Below are 20,406 nucleotides of genomic sequence, written 5' to 3' on the forward strand. Positions count from 1 at the left end.
CCGCGGAAGCCGCCGACAGCCATCTGCTGATGCTGGCGGACGTGAGCAAGCACTACGGCAACATCATTGCCCTGCGGGACGTGACGATGGCGGTCGACGCCGGCAGCGTCACCTGCGTGCTGGGCGACAACGGCGCGGGGAAATCCACGCTGATCAAAATCATCGCCGGGCTCCATCCGCACGACGGCGGGACGTTCACGGTGCTGGGGGAGGAGCGCCGGTTTTCCTCGCCCCGGCAAGCCCTGGATTTGGGCATCGCCGCCGTGTACCAGGACCTTGCCGTGGTTTCCCTGATGCCGATCTGGCGCAATTTCTTTCTGGGCTCCGAACTCACCACCGGCGCGGGGCCTTTCAAGCGCCTCAACGTGGAGCGGATGAAAGAGATTACCCGGAAAGAACTGCAGGACATGGGCATCGACCTGCGCGACGTCGAGCAGCCCATCGGCCAGCTCTCCGGCGGCGAGCGCCAGTGCGTGGCAATTGCCCGTGCCGTGTACTTCGGGGCCAAGGTACTGATCCTGGACGAACCGACGGCGGCGCTGGGCGTCAAGCAGTCCGGCGTCGTGCTGCGCTATATCCTGCAGGCCCGGGACCGCGGCCTTGGCGTCATCTTCATTACCCACAACCCGCACCATGCCTATCCGGTGGGGGACAGTTTCCTGCTGCTCAAGCGCGGCCGGTCCATTGGCTATTACGACAAAAAGGATGTGACGCTGGGGCAGCTGACGTCCCAGATGGCAGGCGGCGCGGAACTGGAAGAGCTGGCCGCCGAGCTGGAGGAACTGGGCAGCCACCAGGACGTGGTGGCCGAGGTGGAAGCCGAAGTTGCCGGCAGCGAATCCGGCCGCGCGGGTAAGGTGCACCGGTGAAAGTGAACCCCTGACGTCACTTCAACCGGTCAAAAGCCGCCAGCAGCCGGGTAACCGAACCGCCCAGATTCCACTCCTTGCCGAGCTTCTCCAACCCGGCCCGCGCGTCGCCGGTGATCGGATGCAGCCGGGCACCGGCGTCGTCGAGCGCCGGCAGATCCAGGTCGCGGACCACCCGAACCACGGTCGGAGCCACCGACAGATAGTCGGCCGCGGCCGCGAGCTTTGCCCGCACGGGTGCGGACAGGCCGCTCTCCGGATCCTGCGCGGCCGCCAGCAGCGACTCTAGGGAACCGTACTCGCCCAGCAGCGAGGCCGCGGTCTTCTCGCCGATTCCCGAGACGCCGGGCAGACCGTCGGAAGCATCTCCGCGCAGGGTGGCATAGTCCGCGTACTGCACCGGCAGCACCCGGTACTTTTCGACAATGGACGCCTCGGTCAGCACATCCAAATTCTTCATGCCGCGGGCCGTGTAGATCACGCGCACCTTCCGGTCGTCGTCGATCAGCTGGAACAGGTCCCGGTCGCCGGTTACCACGTCCACCGGCAGGTCCGCGGAGCTGGCGTAGGTGCCGATCACGTCGTCGGCTTCATGGTCCGGAGCGCCGACGACGGCGACGCCGGCCAGTTCCAGCGTGCGCAGGATCATCGGGATCTGCGCCTCCAGCGGATCGGGGACGACTTCGACGTCGGGCCCTGCCTGCACCACTTCAGCGACCCGGTGCGTTTTGTAGGTGGGGAGCAGGTCCACCCGCCATTGGGGGCGCCAGTCGTCATCCCAGCAGGCGACCAGATGGGTGGCTTCGTAGTCCGTAGTGAGCCGGGCAATCATGTCCAGCAGCCCGCGCACGGCGTTGACCGGCGTTCCGTCGCTGCGGCGGATCGTATCCGGCACGCCGTAGAAGGCGCGGAAGTACAGGGACGCAGTATCCAGCAGCATCAGTCGCGAGGGCATACGCCGATCCTTGCATGAATCGGAGGGCCGCGGGAGGAAGCCGGGGTTGGACGCCGGTTAGCTGCCGGTCGCAGCGGGGGAGACGGTCGCCTAGGCTGGGAGCATTTCACGTCGGCAGGAAAGGACCGTCTTGATCGCCAGTGCTGGAATTCTGCTGTACCGGCGTACTGCCGCCGGGCTGGAGGTATGGATCGGGCACATGGGCGGGCCGTTCTGGGCCCGGAAGGATACCCACGCCTGGTCGATTCCCAAGGGCGAGTATCTGGATGGAGAGGAGCCGCTCGCTGCGGCTTTACGCGAGTTCGGTGAGGAAATGGGCTCACCGGCGCCCGATGCCGCGTACAGCTGGCTGGGCACCTTCTGCCAGTCCTCGAAAAAGTCGATTACCGTGTTTGCCGCTGAGGCCGGGTACGCCCCTGATCGGATCGATAGCAATACCTTTGCCCTGGAGTGGCCGCCGGGCTCGGGCAAGGTGCGGGAGTATCCGGAGATCGACGACGCCGGCTGGTTTCCCGAGTCCGTGGCCCGCACCAAGCTGGTTAAGGGGCAGGTGCAGGTTCTGGATGCGCTGATCGGCCGGCTCGGCGGCCATTCGGCTGAGACCTGAGTTCGGGGGAGGAGTGCTGGTTTCCTGGGGCGGATTAATCAGAGTTCAATGAATCCGATGCCTTGGACGCATGAGGTTTTGGCCGTTGCTCGACCAATGAGCGGGTCCGAGGAGCCTTCCAAAGTTGTAGCCTTAGCGCGCTCTCACCGGGCATTTTTTGTCGGGCGGGTCATGCGGGAATCGACGCTTTCAATGACGGTCCGCGACGCGTTAGTCAGAGAAAGCTCGGCGAACGAAGCCGCCTGCGCCCGCTGAGTGCGTGACGCTTGAGAATTCAGGTCGGCGCACCATGCGGGATAAACGCGGAACCCGCGCTTGCCGGGATGCAGGTCGGAGCTGACGTATCCGAGGGAGATCAGATGCGCCGGGGTGAACTGGAAGACCCCGAACCGTTCCTGCTCCTCTACGAAGACGAGCAGTCCGGACATCGACTCGTCAGCCGTGAAGGGCCTGGTCGATCCGCCTTCGCCACGCTTCCAGACCGCGACGAATGCGCCCGGCTTTGTCTGTGTGATTCGGGCGGTGCGGACTCGCCACTGCTCGTTCCCAATGCGTACGACACCGGATTCGTAGTCGCTGTTCTGTTCTTCAACCTGTACGACGGACTGTGCATCGACAGGAGCAGGCGCAAGGTCGATGAAGCGCTTGAATGCATGGAAACCCATTTTCAAACTGTATCCGGTCAAGAACCGCCCTGAAACCTGTCCGGGGGGACATTGCCGTTACGGATCGAGCGGAGGTGCAGACGACTTCGAAAATTCCGCGCAGATGTCTACGACAAATGACATTAGCGTGACCTCCCGAGCATTCATCCTCAATCCTCATGCCTCTAGCCTTGGGGTATGGCCAATTCTGATGAAGTAAAGGTGTCCGTTCCCCTTTCCAATGCTGCCAAGCAGATGAGCGCAATGGTCCCCAAATCCTTATCCGGTCTGTGGGGCGAAGCATTGGTCGTCAAGGAACTTCGGGAGCATGGGTTCAGCGTGAGGTGGGATGGAGGGCTGACCCATGGACACGACCTGGTGGCCGAGCGTGACGGCAACTGGTGGCTTGTCCAGGTCAAGACCACGCAGAACAAAAAGGGCTGGATCGCATGGGGGAAGGACGGCAGCTCAGCGCTAGCCTTGGACGAGAAGGCGCGGAATGCAGGCGGTGCGGGAGCCTTCTACGTCTTGGTCCAAATACATGACCAAGGCGAGCACAGTTTCGATTTGGACGCGGGAGTTCTGACCATCAAGATTCCAACCAATGCGGCCTTAGTGGCATTGTCCGCCGCGCAGCTCGCCGAGTCCGTGGACGGTGAACGGACCGTATATGGGCAGACCCCTCGTTCTCGCACAGGTCGCAATGGCGAAGCGGTTGGAACCTTGCACAGCGCCGATGGGCTGCTATACCCGCTGGCCACACAGGACCACCCATATCTGCATGAATTTGCGGCCACTCTATAGACACTCAGACTTCCATGAACCGGCACAGGAAAAGGGTCGACATGTCCGGCCCACTGAGAGTGCACCTACCGGGACCATCGGTGGATCAACAAGTCGCCATGCCGGCTAGTAGGCTCGCCGCATGGAGAATCCCTTGAGGCATCACGTGGCATGTGGATTGCTGGTACGTGATGGGCTTGTTCTTCTTGTACATCGGTCTTCCGCGAAAACGTCGAATCCCAATGTCTGGGACCTTCCAGGCGGCCATCTCGAACCGGGTGAGACGAGTCGTCAAGCACTCGTACGAGAGCTTCAGGAAGAGCTAAACGTGTCAATCACCCCGCCTGACGGTAGCGTCATTCATACCCGACGCAACTCCGAGGTCGTCTTGAAGGTATGGCGAGTCGACGACTGGGCAGGGGATATTGTCAACGCGGCACCGGATGAACACGACGACGTGGGCTGGTTCAGTCTGAACGAGGCAGTATCTCTGGACCTGGCTGACCCGGTGTACCCAGCACTGTTTCTCCAAGAACTGGCATGATCCTGTCCCGCAGGAGGATCCCCTCATGAGAGCACGGAAGGATTAGCCGGCGCCACTGATGAGGTAGGTCAGAGTGCCGTCGAGGGTAACGATGATGGATTCGTGCGTGTGGACCAAACTGCCCTTGGATGACGCGGGATACATGTCAAGTCCTGCCCGCTTTATTCGTTGGATTGCGCGGTACGCGCATGTGGCGGCCCATTGGAGTCGTGTCTCGGCGCCTGGGGTGATGAAGTTGAGGATGTTGGCTGAGTTTCAACGGCACGGAGACACTGAGTGGTTGCGCTGGACGATTCCTAAACGGAATGCCTCAGGCGCATCGTCCCTCGGCTCAACTGCGCGCTGGGGGACCGGTGTACGGGGCACGCATTCTTATGTTCCGCATCCGGTACCCCTCGGGAATAGGGTTAACTCCGACCTTCTGCACCGCTGTCCGGAGGCCTCGTCCGCAGGTGCGGAGGAGCTTTTCGCCGGACCGGTCAATGCCATCGTTTTGGTGTAATCCGCTTATCCGTCATCCCCTGGATCGCTTTGCTTGTCAATCTGAGGGGTGTTGGGATAACTCAATGCCCTTGAATGTTATCAATCACTGTGCGATGGTTCACGGTATGACCCCTAACGCCCCGCAAGTGAAAACGACGGACGGCTTACCTCTCGGAACTACGTACTGGAAGCTGTGGTCGTCGTCCGGGCTCTCCAACCTCGCGGATGGGGTGTTTAAGATTGCGCTCCCGCTCATGGCGATTCAGCTCACGCAGTCTCCGACGCTGATCGCGGGGCTCACTGTCGCCGCCACACTTCCGTGGCTTTTCTTCGCGTTGACGGCCGGAGCCCTGGCGGACCGGGTTGATCGACGAAAGCTCATGCTGTGGGCCAACTTGAGCCGCGCTGTCCTGCCCGCTTTGCTGATAGCGGTGATCCTTCTCGATCTCGGGTCTATCTGGGCTCTGTACGTTGTCGCCCTAACGGTTGGGGTAGCGGAAACCCTCTACGACACCTCAGCGCAGTCGATCCTGCCCCAGGTTGTGAACAAAGATCAGCTTTCACGCGCCAACGGACGGCTCTACGCCGCTGAGCTTACCGCCAACCAGTTCATAGGCCCTCCGCTGGGTGGGCTATTGATAGGTTTCGGGGTGGTTGCGGGTTTCGCTGTTCCGGCGGCCCTGTGGCTTGCAGCGGTAGGCGGACTACTCCTAGTGCCGGGCAGTTTTCGCATAGAACGAGAACAAAAGACGACACTGCGGTTCGACATCAGGGAAGGCCTGAGGTACCTCTGGAATCAGAAAGTCCTTCGCACGCTCGCAGCGATGACCGGTGTCGTCAACTTTGCGTCCAGCGCGGCGTTCGCCGTCCTTGTTCTGTTCGCCGTAGGGCCAACTTCCGAAATGGGGCTATCTGAAGTTGGCTTCGGCATACTTCTGACGACGTCCGCCGTCGGTGCCTTTATCGGTTCGTTCATCTCCGACTCAGTGGAAGCGAAGCTGGGCCGGTCCAAATCCCTGGCACTCTGTATTCTGGGCTGCGCCTTGTTCGTCGGAGCACCAGCACTCACCAACAACCCCTACATTCTGGGGCCCATTCTCCTCGTGGGCGGAATACTGATTGTGCTGTGGAATGTCATCACGGTATCTCTGCGTCAACGTATTGCCCCCAACCGGCTACTCGGCAGGGTCAACAGTGCCTACCGTCTTTTAGCCTGGGGAACCATGCCCATCGGGGCAGCTGCCGGGGGAGTGCTGTCCCAGTGGCTGGGCCTGCAAGCCATGTTCGGAATTATGGGAGTACTCACCCTCGGCCTCTTGGTGTTGATGCCCATTCTCACGGACAAAGCAATCACCGCCGCCGAGGTGGACCACGAGTAAGCGGAAATGACTAGGCCGGCCAAGGGAGCTTGTGGTGCAGGGCATGCAAAGTCACGGTCCCGCCGTAGATGGGGGAGGTACCGAGCTCGGAAAAACCCCAGTGTCCATAGATTTCCCGGACCTGGGAGGCTTGGCCGAAAACACCCAGGACGACGTCCTGTTCGGCTCGATTCGAGAGAAGTTTACGGACGCACTGTTTGGCTATACCGCGGCCTCGGTACTCTTTGTCGACAGCGAGTTCCTGGACAATAACGGTTGTCGACGGCGAGATTAGCGTGTCTAGTGCTGGCCGCAATGCGTTGAGTCGTCGCAGCCAGGAGCTGTCCTGGTCAAGCCTCTGAGATAACGCAAAACCGATCACGTGTCCGTCGTGTCTCGCTGCGACAAGTCGCCCGCCAGGACTGGCAAGTTTGTCGGGGCCCCATTTATCAATGCTTTGAAGCTCTTCTGGTGTTTCGTTGTACGGAGGCGCTGCGAAGCTCGAGACGAAGAGGCTCGCGATCTCAGCCCAAAGCTCGTCCGGCGCAACGTCTTCGAACCGGGCGTAGTCAACTTTCTGGCCGATCTCTCTCATAGTGGCTCAGGCTATCTCCTGCTTCCCAAGGGGCGTGTCAGGCGAGGATGTTCAGAGAGGCCTGCGAGCAGGAAAACGACGTTGGCCTACCTGTCCCAGCACATTTGGTGCACTGGATTTCGCCCAAGTGCTTGCGCAGGGACGGCAAACGGAATCCAATAGCCCAATGACGAAGGAACCGGGCACCACCGCATCAAAAACACCAACCGGGCTGAAGCGGGCAATCGGTGCGCCGCTGCTGTTCGCGTTTATCGTAGGCGACACCCTCGGTGCCGGAATCTATACCCTCGTGGGTACCATGGCCGCCGATGTCGGCGGCGCGATCTGGATACCCCTGCTGATCGCTCTGGTCGTCGCGCTACTCACTGCCGCGACCTACGCGGAGCTGATCACCAAGTACCCGCACGCCGGCGGAGCCGCACGCTACGCCGACCGGGCTTTTGGCATCCCCTACGTGTCATTCCTCGTCGGCTTCCTGATGATGGCCTCAGGAATTACTACAGCAGCCGCCCTCGCGAACGCCTTCGCTGGCGATTACCTCACGGCGCTCATTGACGTGCCGGCCGCCCCCGCAGCGGTCGTGTTCATCATCCTGCTGACCCTGATCAACCTTCGCGGGGTCAAGGAGTCCCTCGCCGCGAACCTCGTAGCTTCTGTCATCGAGGTAACCGGTCTCGTCATCGTCATCGTCGTCGCCGCCATCGTCCTCGCCGCCGGCAACGGGGAACCGGCCCGGCTCCTTGAGTTCGCACCGGACGTACCGCCCCTCCAGGGCGCCTTCGCCGCGTCGATTGTCGCGTTCTTCTCGTTCCTGGGCTTCGAGGCCGCAGCAAACATGGCCGAGGAAGTACGCAACCCCTCCAAGGCCTACCCCCGCGCGCTGTTCGGCGCTATCTGCACCGCCGGGGTGGTCTACCTGCTCATCGCCCTCGGTGCGGTCATTGTCATGCCCCCGGCCGAACTGGCAGACTCCACCGGCCCCCTGCTTGACGTCGTCGCCGCCAGCGGCGTAGGAATCCCGCCCGGACTATTCAGCATCATCGCCCTGATCGCCATCGCCAACGGTGCACTGCTCTTCATGGTCATGGCCAGCCGCGTCGGCTACGGGTTGGCGGAAGCGGAACTGCTCCCTCGCGCCTTCGCCCGCGTGCTGCCGGGCCGCCGCACTCCCTGGGTCTCCATTGTTGTTGTTGCCGGATTGACGATCGTCCTTACCCTGATCGGAAATGTGGCCACACTGGCCGAAACCACCGTGCTGCTCCTGCTTCTGGTGTTCCTTTCCGCCAACGTCAGCGTCCTCGTCCTCAAAAAGGACAAAGTCGACCACGACCACTTCAGCGCACCACGATTCGTGCCGGTCCTGGCGATCATTGCGAGCATCGCGCTCCTCACACAACAAACCGCGGCCGTCTGGCTCGGTGCCGCCGCCTACATTGTCGTTGGATCGTTGTTGTTCCTCGCTGCCCGGGCCGGGCGCAAACACGGGGAACGCGTGAGTGCCGACTAAATCGCGGCACGCCCGCTTCCGCGGATTAGAAAGGGAGCGTGCCTGACTGCGGCGACAGCCGCGGGGGAGCCACCTAGGTTGGGTCGACGGCCCGGGGGCGTAGGTGCAGCCGGTACCCCATGCCGCGCAGTGTCTCAATCCTGGAGTTCCCGAGTTTTCTGCGCAGATAACGGACGTAGACCTCGATGACATTGGAACCGGGGTCAAAGTCCAGGCCCCACACCCGACTGAGCAGTTGTTCGCGGGTCAGGACCTGGTCGGCATGGCGGAAGAACACCTCGGCAAGGGCGAATTCACGGGCGGTGAGCTCTACCTCCGCCACCTCGCTGTCGATCAAGATCCTGCGGGTGCGTAGGTCCAGGGTCATGTCACCGGCGCGCAGCATCGTCGGTGCCGGGTTGCGGCTCGGCCTTCTTAGCCTGAGCCGCACACGGGCGAGCAGCTCGTCGAAGCCGAAGGGCTTGGAAATGTAGTCATCGGCGCCGCTCTCCAGACCGGTGACGGTGTCGGCAACGCTGTCGCGGGCGGTCAGAACGACCACCGGCACATCGATGTTCTCGGCGCGCAGCATCCGGAGCACGGTCAGGCCGTCTCTGATCGGCAGGCCGAGGTCGAGCACCATCAGGTCGAACGCTCCCGTACGAGCGTACTGGTACGCAGACTCCCCGTCGCCCACCACTGTGACGATGAACCCATTGCTGCTCAGGCCGCTGTCCAGGAACGAGGCGATGCGGGGCTCATCCTCGGCGACCAGGATCCGGTTCACGGCTGCACCTTGGACAGGCGGGTGACCGCAATTTGGGTGTTGCGGGGTTGGTCCTTGGCCTGTACAAGGGGTAGATCGAGGGTGAACGTCGAGCCCTGCCCCGGGGTGCTGTCCAACAGCACCTGCCCGTCGTGGGCACGCGCGATGGAGGCGACGATGGGCAAACCCAGGCCTGCCCCATCGCCGCGGCCGCCGTGATCGCCGCAGTGCCCGACGCGGGTGAAGCGATCGAAAATGCGCGGGACGTCCTCGGGTGCGATGCCGGTGCCGGTGTCAGCGACGCTGAACAAAAGCCGGCCGGCGACCACCCGGACACCAATAGAGATCCGGTCCCCGGGCCTGGTATGCCGTACGGCGTTGACCCCCAACTGCATCAGCGCTTGGGTAAGGCGTTGACCGTCGGCGAGCACCGTGTGTTCAGTGACCTCGGACACCGACCACCGCCGCTCGCCGAGAGCGCTGGCCTTGCTGAGGACCTCCATCACGAGGTCAGTAACGTCGACCTGGTGCAGGTCCAGAAAATCGGGGCGTTCAGCCTTAGCCAACAGCATCAGATCATCAACCAAACGGTTCATTCGCTGCAGTTCATTCAGCACGAGGGCTAGGGTCCGCGACCGTTCTGCAGGATCCTCACTGATCAGCTCAAGGTGACCGCGGATCACGGTGATTGGCGTGCGCAGCTCGTGGCTGGCGTCGTCCAGGAAATGCCGTTGACCGGTGAACGCGGTCTGCAGGCGGTCCAGCATCCGGTTAAAGGTATGTGCGAGGGCTGCGACGTCGTCGTTGCCGGTCACCGTGATCCGCTGGTCGAGGTCGGAGTCCCGAACGGTCTCGGCGGTCTGGCGGAGCATGCGGATGGGGGCCAGGACCCGGCCGGCGATCACCCAGCTTGCCAGACCCGCCAAGACCAGTGCCGCCAAGCTGCCAACGACCAACACCTGGACTGTGGAGGCCACCCGTTCCATCGCCGGGGCGGTGAATTCGGCCACCACCAGGGCGCCGCTGTCTGGATCGCCGTCGACCCGTACCGGAAAAACCGCATACCGGACCGGACCGGCGGCGCTGGTCACCGTACCGGACTTCGGCTGGCTCAGGTAAGCGGAGAGACCCACGAATGTCGGGTCCGTGTCGAGCCGTGCCGGCGGCTCGGCGCGGGCACGGTGCGCGGGCCGGCCATTGACCAGGCTGAACAGCGTCTCGTCGGCATTGGGCACAACCGCCGCGAGATAACCGGCAAGCAGGGCACCCACGTCTCGGTACGATTCCCCGGTGACAGGGTCTGCAGCCCGCTCGGCGAAGTCGCGCAGCTTGTCGCCTTCGTGGATCAGCTCCCGGTCGAATTCCGCCTCGGCTCGCTCCGTCAGTACGCGGGCGGCAATGACGAACTCTGTGGCCAGCGCCAGCGTCACCAGCAGCATCATCCAGCCGATGATGCGGGTGCGGGCGCTCAGCCCCGAGGCACTGGACGAAGTATGCGCCGGCACGTCAGTTCAGCCGTCGGTGTCGTCGTCGACGACGCCGTCGTCGCGCTCATCATCGCTGACGCTGTTATCAATGCCGGCCTCCTCGGTGTCATCGTCATCCTCGTGCTCCCCTGCTGCGGGTGCGGGCTCTCCCGAGACCCTGATGGCTCCCGTCGGTGCTGCCGGCGCAGCGGGAGAAATGGGTGCCAAAACAGGCGGAGCGGCGGGCGCGGGTGGAGGCGGGGAGGCGTCCGGGGTCGACGGATCCTCGGTAGTAGTCGATGGTCCGGTGGGACTGACCACGACCACGCTCCCCAGGTCCACCGGGGGGTGGGTAACGACCGCTCCGCCGAGGACCCAAGCAGCAGCCAGCAGGACCGGGACCCCTATCAGCGCAGCAAACCGGCGACCAGTCATGTGACGAAGCCTACCTCCTGAACCTCAGCGTCCAGCCGAGCCGGACATTAGAAGTCTCTCAGGTGCAGGAACGCCGGCGAAGTCTTCCGGGGTCGCAAGCCCGTAGATAAGAAATCTCTCATGCCCGGCCAAGGCAGGGCTTATCCGCGCCCCTCATCCTCGTAGTAAGGAAACCAGTAACCACCGCGGGAGCACCTAACATGACGACTCACACTCAGTATCAATTTCCGCCGTCCCGCACTTTGGTGACAGGAAGCGAGACCGTTCGGCCATCACTACCCGGCGCGGGTTCTGCTGCGGCCGCTGCCGGATCGGTGCAGTGGGCCAACGAGGTCCTGGCCGAGGCCGCCCCAGCGCTGGCGGGGGTCCTTGCCGAGGTGCGTATGCTGCGCCGCGGGCCCGAGCGGTTGGCCCTGCTGAAGCTGAGCAGCGGCCGGGAACTGGTGCTCAAGCAATACTCCGATGACCGGGGGGCGTGGACCCGGCGGTGGTTGCAGCTGCTGGCCGAGGAGGGTTTTGCCCCGCCGGCGAAATTCGCGGTGACCCGGGAACGTGGGTGGTCCGCCTCGCATCGCACTCTGGTGACCGACCTGGCGGACGGGAAGAACTGGGCCCATTGGCTGCAGGCCCCGCCAGCTGGTCGGGACACAGCCGCGGTCGCCGCGGCCGACTGGTTGGTCCGGTTGCAGTCGCTGCAGGTCACCTTGCCGGACCGCACTGCCCACCGGGCGGGCGATGAGCTGTGCCGCCAGAGCGGGCTGCTTGCCGACCGGTATCCCCTCGACGCCCGAAGGCTGCTTCAGATCAGGGAGGCTGTCCACAGGTGCCTGTACCACCCCAGACGCGCACCGGTTGCCGGGCTCGTGGCCTCGCACGGTGATTTGCACCCGGAGAACCTGTTCATCAGCGGTGGGGGACCGCCGGCGGTCACCGCGATTGACGTCGACACCGCCGGGCTGCGTCGGGCGTCCTACGACGTTGGCTACGCCTTGGCGCAGCTGCTGATCGTCTCGTGGATGCGTACCGGCTCCTTCCGGGCCGGCGTTAGCGTTGCATTGACGTTCTGGGACCGGTGGACGGGACGCGGCGGCACCGATGCGGAGGCAGTACCGGCCGAGGCGGCCCGGGCGTTGGTGCAGAGCCTGCACTTCGAGCTGATCATCTACCGCACCGGCCGTGCCGACCTGGTCCAGCGCTGGCTCGGGATCGCCGAGGCCATGCTCGATAACGGCGTCCGGGGCGCTTTGCAGTCCCTGGCCGCCGGACAGGAGGCCGGCTCGTGACTGCCGTGCCCATCGCCTTCGTGCACCACGCCAACCAGTTTGTCATCACCGACGGGTACCTCGACCGCGACGGGATCAGCGAAGCTGCCGCCGGATACGACGCGGTCCTGTCATTGCACGTCGAGCTGGGAATCCCGGCAGCACTGCACATCTCCGGGCCGGTCCTGGAGGCGCTCGCCTGGCACCGGCCGGCCGTGCTGGTCCGGCTGCGCCAGCATCTGGCCGGCGGTTTGATTAGCCTGGTCGGCGGCACCTACGGGGAGAACGTGATGACACTCTCGTCCGCCCGGCATAACCGCCGGCAGCTGCGCACCTACCACGATCTGGTCGAGGAACTCCTCGGAGTACCTCGTAGGGAACTGAGGACCGCGTGGGTACCTGAGCGGGTGTGGAACACCGCCGCGTGCGGACCGCCGCTGCGCGATGCTGAGGGCACAGGGGTGCGGTACGAGCGGGTACTGCTGGATGACCGGCTGGCCTTCCCGCTGCGTGAGGGTCGGCACTATCCGGGCAGCGCACGAGAGGCCTTCGATGCGAAGGGGCCCTACCGGTGGCATGAAGACGGGTTCCCGGCCACTGCCCGCGGGCTGCTCCATCCCGGGTCTTTGACGCCGTACCGGATCACCGGTGGCGATGGATTGATCGGCGTCCCGATCGCCTCTCACCTGCGCTACCTTGTGCCTCCGCACGATCCGAGCCACCTCAGCCTGGTTACCGAGCTGGCGGAAGACGCCCAGGCAGCACCCGCGGGATCCTTGCTGGTTTTCGCCGATGACTTGGAACGGGTTGCCGGCGTTGGCGGTTGGGAACAGGGCCTGGACCGGTATGCGCGGTTCCTGCGCTGGGTCACCAAAAGCGAGATGCTGGAACCGGTCGCCCTTGATGCCTGGTGTGATCGGGCCGAGCCCGTACTTGAATTGCCGGCGGAGACCGGCACCTATTACGAGTTGGCGCACCAGCACGGCGCCGGCGAGGACTACTTCCGGTGGGCAGCTGACCCCAGGTGGGCTCCGTACGCGGAATGCCTCGAGCGGGTCGAAGCGGCGCTGGAGCAGGCCGAAGCCGACGGGGCCGACCCGGGATTGTGCGCGCTGGCCGAACGGTTGGTGCTGCTTGGCCGCCATGAAACCGCCTGGCAGGATCCGCATCCCGACGGCGGCCGGGCCCCGGCTCCATGGGTGCGGGCCACCGCTGCGCACGCTGCCGACGCCCTGCCTGTGCTGGCGGCGGCCAGATGGGCCGCCGACCCGGGCAGTCACGAGTTGCAGGTGCTGCTCACCGACATCGACAATGACGGCCATGAGGAGTTGATCATCAGCAGCGACCGGCTCTTCATCGTGCTCTCGCCCCGTCACGGCGGCCGGGTCAGCCTGATGGTGACCCGCAGCGCCGGGCCCTGCCCGGCCGGCGTTATCGTCATCGGAAACCCGCTTGACCACTGGAACTTTCAGACCGAACTGCACCGGCACATGCAGACCCCGCCAAACCATCCGGGCGCGCTGAGCGTGCTGGGTACCGAGACCCACCGCCACGATCTCAGCCGGGTCGAGGTCACCGCCGAGGCGGCAGTAGTGGAACTGATCGACGTCGAACCGGGTCCGGACCGGGGCCTGGCCAAACGGATACTGCTACGCGCCGACGGCACCGCGATAGTGGTGTGCGTACACCGGACGATGCTGCCCGGCGAACTGAGGACCACCGTGGCGCTGTCCCCGGACTACCCCTATCTGTTACGTTCCGGCAGGCATGCGATCAATCCGGTTCAGGGACGAAGGTGGTGGGGAGCAGGCACCGCCGCGCTTGACGTCTGGGTGGCGCACGACCCAGCCGAACACACCAGCCAGCTGGTCGGCACCAGCCCGAGTACCGGGCATGCCCTGGTCGGCGCCGCGGACGGGTGCGGTCGACACCTGCATCTGGTGGTGGGCACCGGCCCCGTCGACGAGCAAACCGGCCCCAGACTGATCGGTGCCGCTGAGAGCCTGCTGCACCCGACACACCCAACGAATTCAACTTTGCCCAAAGCCGGTCATGAGCGGCCCGGGTCCGTACCGCGGACGGTTGGTGCCGGGAGCCCGACGCGACCAAAACCAAACCGGGAACCCAACCGTGCTTGAGGTCCTGCGCAGCTTCAGCCCTCTCCTTCGGCCCTACCGGACCCGGCTGCTGCTCGGTGGCGTGCTGGTGCTGGTCGTGGCAGCACTGGAACTGGCGCTGCCGTGGCCATTGAAAATTATCGTCGATGACGTGTTGAACCGGCGTTCGCCGGATGGCCCGCTCGGAAACCTCCTTGGACCGTTAGCCGACTCCCCGGATGCGGTCCTGGCGATCTGCGCAGCAGCCTTGGTGGTGTTGGCTGTCCTGGCTGCCCTGGTCAGCTACCTGTCCTCCCGGATCCTGCTGGCGATTGGGGAACGTCTCACCGACGACTTGCGCATGGACATCTTTACCCACCTCCAGCGCCTGTCCCTTGCCTTCCATGACCGGCAGCGGGTCGGGGACCTCGCGACCCGCCTCACCGGCGACGTCAATGCCATCCAGGTGCTGCTGGTAGCGGTATTCGCCACCCTGCTGCCCAACGTGGCTCTGCTGATCGGGATCGTCCTGATCGCGGTGCTCATCGAACCCGTCTTCGCTGTCCTGCTGTTGTGCGTCGTCCCGGCACTGTACGCCGTCGTCCGGCACTACCGCGGTGTTATCAAGCAAGCCTCCCGTGAAGCCCGCGTCTGTGAGGGCCGGGTTTCAAGCCATGTCACCGAAACCCTGTCCACCATTCGGCTGCTACAGTCCTTCGCCGCCGAACGCCGCAGCCTGGAACGGTTCCGCACCCACTCCCAGGCCCGGATGGAAGCGGGACTGCGCCAAGTCGACCTCCTCTCCCGGCTGCCGGCCGCCGTCGAGCTGATCTCCCAGATCGGACGCGCCGCCGTATTGTTCGTCGGAGCCACTATGGTCCTGCGCGGTCAACTGAGTCTGGGAGTGCTCGTGGTGTTGCTGGCGTACCTTGCGCAGGTTTACGGGCCCATGAAAGCGCTGGCACGACTGGCGTCGACGGTCGGCAAAGCCCAGGCGGGCGCCGAACGGGTCGAGGAGGTGCTGCGCTCCACCGTGGTGATACCCGAACACCGCGACGCCTTGGACGCCCAACCGCTGCGCGGCGACGTCGAACTGCGTGGCGTGTCTTTCGGGTACGAGCCAGGTCACCCGGTCCTGCACGGAATATCCCTGTCCGCCGGACCGGGCGAGGTCGTGGCGCTTGCCGGCCGCACGGGTGCCGGTAAATCAACGCTCGTCAGCCTGGTCCCACGGTTCTACGACGTCACCGCCGGACAGGTGCTCCTCGACGGCCAGGACGTCCGTGAGCTGACCCTGGACTCGGTGCGCAGCCAGATCGCCGTCGTCCTGCAGGACCCGCTGATGGTCTCCGGTTCGGTTCTGGACAACATCGCTTACGGTGCCCCCGACGCCAGCCGCGAGGACTTGTTGGCCGCCGCACAAGCGGCGTACGTCGATGAGTTCGTTGACCGCCTGCCCCAGGGATACGACACACAGATTGCGGAGCACGGTTCATCCCTGTCCGGAGGACAGCGACAACGCATCGCCATCGCCCGGGCGCTGGCTGCCGACACTCCCATCGTGGTGCTCGATGAACCGACCAGTGGATTGGACGCCATCAGTGAGTCCTATGTAATGGCCGGCCTGGCCCGCCTCACTGCCGGACGCACCGTTCTGGTCATCGCCCACCGGCTATCAACATTGCGCGACGCCGACAGGGTGTACGTCATCGAACACGGGCGCGTTGTCGACGCCGGAACACACACCGAACTCTCCTCACGACCAGGCCTCTACCGGGATGCGAATGAACTGCTGCTGGCCCCCGAACGGCCAAGCACGCGAATCTGACGGCGACGCCGCTTACTGTGCGCTCCCTGAGGCCGGGGACCGGTCACAGCAGCACACCACCGGATACTTCGATGCGTTCGCCGGTAGCCCAGCGGAGCTCGTGGGACACCAGGGCAGAGATCGCGTCGGCGATTTCATCCGGGTCACCCACCCGCCCCAGAGCGGTCTGCCCGGACAGTGCCGCGCGCATGGCTTCGCTGTCGCGCATAGCTCCGCCGTTAAAGTCGGTGGCGGTCGGCCCGGGTGCGATGGAGTTGATCCGAATGCCCCGCGGGCCGAGTTCGAGGGCGAGGCTCCGGGTCAGTGCTTCGAGGGCCTTTTTGGAAGCTGCGTAGACGGAGGTTGCCGGGCTAACGTGCCGGCTGAGCGAACTCGACACGTTCACGATGCTTGCTCCTTCCGACAGGTGGGGCAGGAAGGCCTGCGTGACGAAAAGCGGACCACGGACGTTGACGGCAAAGGTGGTGTCGAAGTCTTCTGCCGTAATGGCGCCGAGCGGCGCGAACAGTCCCACCCCGGCGTTGTTGACCAGCACATCGAGAGTGCCGGCGTTCCACTCCTCCCGGATGGCGGTGAGCACCGCGGCGCGGGCGGTCTCGATGGACGACAGGTCAGCGACATCCATAGCGACCGCGACCGCTTCGCCGCCCGAATCGAGGATTTCGTGCACGACGTCGTGGGCACCGCCCCGTGAAGCGGCAACGACTTTGATCTTGTTCCGGGCTAAAGCGAGAGCGGTGGATCGTCCGAGTCCGCGGTTGGCTCCGGTTATGAGGGCAATACGGGTCATGTCGACTCCCATAAGTAAATGGATACTTACTTGTAAGCTAGTGTCCGGGCACAGGCCCGTCAATACCTACCGAGGGGAAACGCATGGCACGTGACGCTGAAGCCACGAGGGAGCGGATACTCGCCGCGGCTACCGTGGAGTTTGCGGCCCACGGCTTCGCCGGCGGGCGCGTGGAGCGGATCGCCGCCCAGGCACAGAGCAACGTCCGGATGATCTACGCCTACTACGGCAGCAAGAGCGGTCTGTTCGATGCCACGGTAGCGGAGGCGCTGCGCCGGATGGCCGAGAGCGTCCCCCCGCGCCCCGAGGACCTGGCAGGCTGGGCCGGGGACGTGTTCGACCATCATCAGCGCTTCCCCGACGTCCTCCGCCTGAGCATGTGGGCTCAGCTTGAGCGGCCGGAGGCCACCGCCGAGCCGAGCGATGTCTATCGGAACAAGGCGCTCGCCGTCGCGGCGGCTGCCGCACGCCCGCTGTCTGCCGTCGACGTCCTGGTCTTCACCTACGCCATTGCGCAAGCCTGGCAGCTCTCACCGGAGGGGCTTACCGGTCTCGGGAAAAATCCAGTCAAAGCTGAGGAAGTTGCCGCCCGCCGCCAGGCGGTCGTTACCGCCGTCGAGCGAATGCTGCAAGCCGAATCCTGAGCTGGCCGGCCCGGACAGTTTCCTCCGGAACCGAACCCGGCGACAGGCTGCCGCCGGCGGTCACGCTGGTTCGCGGAAGAGCTGCTGCTCCGACGCGCCGGCTGCCGCACGCCCGCGTCGGTACTCAAGAACGGAGCAGGTGAGGAAAGCAGAAGCAGCCAGAACCATGACGAGTATCGACACCGGCCCCCACCATTCCGGCACCTGCTCGGCGAGCATCATTGTGCCCGCTCCGAACACGATCGAGACTCCGAACAGGTAGCGGCTCCATGCAGTCATGGCCACAGCCTAACTGCCGCAGCGTGAAACCGGTGTGAGATGCTCATGTCCATGACCATGCCGACACGCCTCAGACCCGCGGACGTAAGCGATCTGCCATTCATCTTTCGCCAGGAGCGTGAGTACATGGAGACCATTGAGCCGGATGCGCACCGGGGGTGGCTCGCGGCTCTGGACCTGAACCTCGCCTTCTGGATCGAATGCCTTCCCCACACGCTGTTCTGCATCGATGCAGATGGACACCCGCTCGGCTATGCGATGTGGAGCCTCGATGATGGAACCGCAACCCTGGTCTCGATCAACGTCATCGGCAGCCGTCGTCGCCAAGGACTCGGACGGCTGCTCCTGGATGCGTTCGAACAGAGGGTATGCCCAGACGGGGCCCGCGTCGTGGAGCTCGGCGTTCACCGAGCCAATCAGGCACGCCTGCTCTACGAGGGCGCGGGCTACGAGACCACGGGCCGCGACGGCGAATATGTGCTGTTCAGGAAGGTCCTGAAAGATACCGCGGACGTGTGAGGGGGGACCGCATTGATCAAACGGCATGCTTTCCCGAGGCCGCTGCGGAGCCTGATGGCTCTAGTGGGAACCTGGTCCTTTGGGTGGGGACTTTTCAGGATTGTTAGAGACGAACTTTTTATCCTGGGCCCCATGTCCATGCTGTTCGGAGCCGCGCTGCTCGCGCTTGTTCTCGTGAGCCAGAACCGAGGCGAAATGCGGAGCACCCGGACCGAGGGTGAGGATAACGCTAACCGCCCGCCTGGGCCTTAGCCCTGCGAGCTTCGATAGCGCACCGCGAGGGCATCGTGCGTGAGTGCCCGGAACATCTCGGTCATATCGACGGCGATGCCCGCATACTGCGCCAGTAGGTCAGCACCGTCGCCGAGTGCGGTTCGAACCGGGTCCAGCGCCGGCCCGGTTGGGTCAGCGGCGGCAGAACGCAACAGCTCCAGACGCTCCGGACCGGAGGTGTAGCCGAGTTCAAATAACGTCCAGTGGAACAGGTGCATCAGGGCGGTGTCGCGGTCGAAGCCGTCATGCGTGGGCATCGATGCTTCTTCCTCCGCTGTGAGGTCGAAGTCGCGGTGAAGCGCCAGGCCGAAATCCGTGAAGAGCAGTCTGCCATCCCGGATGAGAATGTTGCCCGGGTGCACGTCAAAGTGCTGGAAACCCTGGGCGTTCATCCATGCTGTGGCGTTCAGAAGCTGCTCGACGACGTCGGGGAAGACGCTCGCCCCAGTGCCCTGGGCCACACTCCTGCGTAGCCAGTCGCCGAGAGTTCCGGGCACGTACTGAAGGAAGAACACCATGCTCTTGGAGGCATCCTTCATCGCCTCAAGCTTGCTTTCGACCTGAGGCCAATGTGGCCCCCATTGGCGGGGAGGAGCATCGCCGTCGAACTCGCTGAGGTCTGCTGTGCATTTTGAATCGATCACTCGCCAGCCGAGCAAAAGCGGAAAGAAATCCACAACTCCCGCGTGCACCCAGCCGGACGTCATATGGTGCGCTGCCAGTTCCCTCCCCGCCGCATGGGTAGGGCTTCCTATCCCGTAGTGGGAGACGAAGGGGAGCTGGAGCCGGCTGAGAGTGGCGGTCGGGTCCGCTGTTTCGATGTCTGTCAGGGGGAGCTGTTTTACGAAGACAGCGGTGTTACCAATACTCACTGTCTTAGTTGTTCCACCGATGCCCGCGCCTGCTTCATCAGCATCGTCAATGAGGGTCTGCACGCTGGCATCGTCCAGCCCGTCGATAAGAGTAGAGATGGTTCGTGCTTCAACTATGCGTACCGTCATCACTACACCGTAAGGCCTCGTGTGCTCGGCAGGCGGAGAGGGATCCCTCAGTGGGATACTGCCTCAGTGGGATACTGCCTCATGCCTCATTGGGATACTGTACGGATTTCACCAGAGCCGCCTAAAGGAAGAGCCATCATCGAACAGGTTGTGCACAGTTCAAGCGGCCGGTTGGTTTTGCGTCGGCCTGTTCCCGGCGATGCGGACGAATTGTTCCGAATGTACTCGGACCCTCGCCTCATCGCATGTGATCCAATGCTCGCTCACAATTCGATCACGCATACGCAAGCAGTGCTCCAGCGCCGGATCGCTGAGTGGCAGCAGCGCGGGCACGGATTGTGGGTACTCGAGGCCGTGGACGGCGCCTCTGCGGGTGATCTGGTGGGGATGGGTGGATGCCAGATATTGTCGTCCAACGCGTGGAATCTGTCCTTCAGTCTGCGGCCCCAGAGCTGGGGGTGCGGCTACGCTCAGGAAGTCGCTGCAGCCGGCATCGCATATGCGCAGGCGGCACGTCCTGACTTTCCGATAACGGCTGTTGTCGCGCAGCAAAACGCACGCTCGCAACGTGCGGTCGAACGAGCAGGGCTTCGCAAACAATGGGAGGGGCCGGACAACTATGACCCCGATCCAACGGCAACGATGTTGCTGTATGCCGACCGCGTGTTATCCCAAGATCACGTTTTGGCACTGACTCGCTAGCTGCCTCCGGCGGCGGTTGCC

The 20,406-nt window shown here is 64.0% G+C and carries 21 protein-coding genes; 12 read left to right on the forward strand and 9 right to left on the reverse strand.

Features of this window, described 5'->3' with window-relative positions; all coding sequences use genetic code 11:
- Positions 1–29 precede the first annotated feature (29 nt).
- Positions 30–869: an ATP-binding cassette domain-containing protein gene (locus tag M1D40_RS07640; protein ID WP_461171026.1), complete on the forward strand. Its 840-nt coding sequence runs from the start codon at positions 30–32 to the stop codon at positions 867–869.
- Between the two features lie 16 nt (positions 870–885).
- On the opposite strand, the gene M1D40_RS07645 is transcribed toward M1D40_RS07640, so the two are convergent.
- Entirely contained in the window at positions 886–1,824 is a 939-nt protein-coding gene (locus M1D40_RS07645; protein WP_461170739.1) for a 5'-3' exonuclease, read from the reverse strand.
- A 130-nt stretch (positions 1,825–1,954) separates the two neighbouring features.
- Here M1D40_RS07645 and M1D40_RS07650 point away from each other — a divergent pair, with 130 nt between their 5' ends.
- Entirely contained in the window at positions 1,955–2,431 is a 477-nt protein-coding gene (locus tag M1D40_RS07650) for an NUDIX domain-containing protein (RefSeq protein WP_461170740.1), read from the forward strand.
- Between the two features lie 143 nt (positions 2,432–2,574).
- Here the strand turns inward: M1D40_RS07650 and M1D40_RS07655 are convergent, their stop codons facing one another.
- On the reverse strand, positions 2,575–3,117 hold the full coding sequence (locus M1D40_RS07655) for a MepB family protein (RefSeq protein WP_461170741.1): 543 nt from the start codon (positions 3,115–3,117) through the stop codon (positions 2,575–2,577).
- A gap of 156 nt (positions 3,118–3,273) precedes the next feature.
- Between M1D40_RS07655 and M1D40_RS07660 the strand changes: the two genes are divergently transcribed.
- The 3 genes from M1D40_RS07660 to M1D40_RS07670 all read left to right on the forward strand — a co-directional run bounded on the left by M1D40_RS07660 (position 3,274) and on the right by M1D40_RS07670 (position 6,264).
- Positions 3,274–3,879 (forward strand): hypothetical protein, encoded by a 606-nt coding sequence (locus M1D40_RS07660; protein WP_461170742.1) that lies wholly within the window; start codon positions 3,274–3,276, stop codon positions 3,877–3,879.
- Between the two features lie 121 nt (positions 3,880–4,000).
- On the forward strand, positions 4,001–4,402 hold the full coding sequence (locus M1D40_RS07665) for an NUDIX domain-containing protein (protein WP_461170743.1): 402 nt from the start codon (positions 4,001–4,003) through the stop codon (positions 4,400–4,402).
- 608 nt (positions 4,403–5,010) lie between these two features.
- Positions 5,011–6,264: an MFS transporter gene (locus M1D40_RS07670; protein ID WP_461170744.1), complete on the forward strand. Its 1,254-nt coding sequence runs from the start codon at positions 5,011–5,013 to the stop codon at positions 6,262–6,264.
- Positions 6,265–6,274: 10 nt separating this feature from the next.
- Here M1D40_RS07670 and M1D40_RS07675 read toward each other — a convergent pair whose 3' ends face one another.
- Entirely contained in the window at positions 6,275–6,838 is a 564-nt protein-coding gene (locus tag M1D40_RS07675) for a GNAT family N-acetyltransferase (protein ID WP_461170745.1), read from the reverse strand.
- A 166-nt stretch (positions 6,839–7,004) separates the two neighbouring features.
- Here M1D40_RS07675 and M1D40_RS07680 point away from each other — a divergent pair, with 166 nt between their 5' ends.
- A complete protein-coding gene (locus M1D40_RS07680; RefSeq protein WP_461170746.1) occupies positions 7,005–8,345 on the forward strand; it encodes an APC family permease in 1,341 nt (446 codons plus the stop codon).
- A gap of 73 nt (positions 8,346–8,418) precedes the next feature.
- Here the strand turns inward: M1D40_RS07680 and M1D40_RS07685 are convergent, their stop codons facing one another.
- The 3 genes from M1D40_RS07685 to M1D40_RS07695 are packed head-to-tail and all read right to left on the reverse strand — an operon-like array spanning position 8,419 to position 10,991.
- Entirely contained in the window at positions 8,419–9,111 is a 693-nt protein-coding gene (locus M1D40_RS07685; RefSeq protein WP_461170747.1) for a response regulator transcription factor, read from the reverse strand.
- Positions 9,108–10,595 (reverse strand): sensor histidine kinase, encoded by a 1,488-nt coding sequence (locus tag M1D40_RS07690; protein WP_461170748.1) that lies wholly within the window; start codon positions 10,593–10,595, stop codon positions 9,108–9,110. Before M1D40_RS07690 ends, M1D40_RS07685 begins: the two co-directional genes overlap by 4 nt.
- A 6-nt stretch (positions 10,596–10,601) precedes the next feature.
- Positions 10,602–10,991 carry a hypothetical protein gene (locus M1D40_RS07695; protein WP_461170749.1) on the reverse strand — a complete coding sequence of 130 codons (390 nt, stop codon included), beginning with the start codon at positions 10,989–10,991 and terminating at the stop codon, positions 10,602–10,604.
- 200 nt (positions 10,992–11,191) lie between these two features.
- Here M1D40_RS07695 and M1D40_RS07700 point away from each other — a divergent pair, with 200 nt between their 5' ends.
- From M1D40_RS07700 to M1D40_RS07710, 3 genes are read left to right on the forward strand one after another with little or no spacing between them, the layout of a single operon-like run.
- The gene (locus M1D40_RS07700; protein WP_461170750.1) at positions 11,192–12,274 is read left to right on the forward strand and encodes a phosphotransferase family protein; all 1,083 of its coding nucleotides are present in this window, start codon (positions 11,192–11,194) and stop codon (positions 12,272–12,274) included.
- Complete coding sequence (locus M1D40_RS07705) at positions 12,271–14,391, forward strand: hypothetical protein (protein WP_461170751.1); 2,121 nt, start codon at positions 12,271–12,273, stop codon at positions 14,389–14,391. The genes M1D40_RS07700 and M1D40_RS07705 overlap by 4 nt, the downstream gene beginning before the upstream one ends.
- A complete protein-coding gene (locus tag M1D40_RS07710) occupies positions 14,384–16,177 on the forward strand; it encodes an ABC transporter ATP-binding protein (protein WP_461170752.1) in 1,794 nt (597 codons plus the stop codon). The genes M1D40_RS07705 and M1D40_RS07710 overlap by 8 nt, the downstream gene beginning before the upstream one ends.
- A 43-nt stretch (positions 16,178–16,220) precedes the next feature.
- On the opposite strand, the gene M1D40_RS07715 is transcribed toward M1D40_RS07710, so the two are convergent.
- Entirely contained in the window at positions 16,221–16,967 is a 747-nt protein-coding gene (locus M1D40_RS07715; protein ID WP_461170753.1) for an SDR family NAD(P)-dependent oxidoreductase, read from the reverse strand.
- Between the two features lie 83 nt (positions 16,968–17,050).
- Between M1D40_RS07715 and M1D40_RS07720 the strand changes: the two genes are divergently transcribed.
- The gene (locus tag M1D40_RS07720) at positions 17,051–17,611 is read left to right on the forward strand and encodes a TetR family transcriptional regulator (protein ID WP_461170754.1); all 561 of its coding nucleotides are present in this window, start codon (positions 17,051–17,053) and stop codon (positions 17,609–17,611) included.
- Between the two features lie 60 nt (positions 17,612–17,671).
- Here M1D40_RS07720 and M1D40_RS07725 read toward each other — a convergent pair whose 3' ends face one another.
- Positions 17,672–17,890 carry a hypothetical protein gene (locus M1D40_RS07725; protein WP_461170755.1) on the reverse strand — a complete coding sequence of 73 codons (219 nt, stop codon included), beginning with the start codon at positions 17,888–17,890 and terminating at the stop codon, positions 17,672–17,674.
- 126 nt (positions 17,891–18,016) lie between these two features.
- On the opposite strand from M1D40_RS07725, the gene M1D40_RS07730 reads away from it, so the two are divergent.
- A complete protein-coding gene (locus M1D40_RS07730) occupies positions 18,017–18,409 on the forward strand; it encodes a GNAT family N-acetyltransferase (protein WP_461170756.1) in 393 nt (130 codons plus the stop codon).
- A 248-nt stretch (positions 18,410–18,657) separates the two neighbouring features.
- On the opposite strand, the gene M1D40_RS07735 is transcribed toward M1D40_RS07730, so the two are convergent.
- Positions 18,658–19,683, reverse strand: coding sequence for an AarF/UbiB family protein (locus tag M1D40_RS07735; RefSeq protein ID WP_461170757.1), 1,026 nt, complete (start codon positions 19,681–19,683; stop codon positions 18,658–18,660).
- A gap of 219 nt (positions 19,684–19,902) precedes the next feature.
- On the opposite strand from M1D40_RS07735, the gene M1D40_RS07740 reads away from it, so the two are divergent.
- The gene (locus tag M1D40_RS07740; RefSeq protein WP_461171027.1) at positions 19,903–20,385 is read left to right on the forward strand and encodes a GNAT family N-acetyltransferase; all 483 of its coding nucleotides are present in this window, start codon (positions 19,903–19,905) and stop codon (positions 20,383–20,385) included.
- The last annotated feature ends 21 nt before the right edge of the window (positions 20,386–20,406 follow it).

The sequence above is a fragment of the Arthrobacter sp. Z1-15 genome (assembly GCF_054792395.1).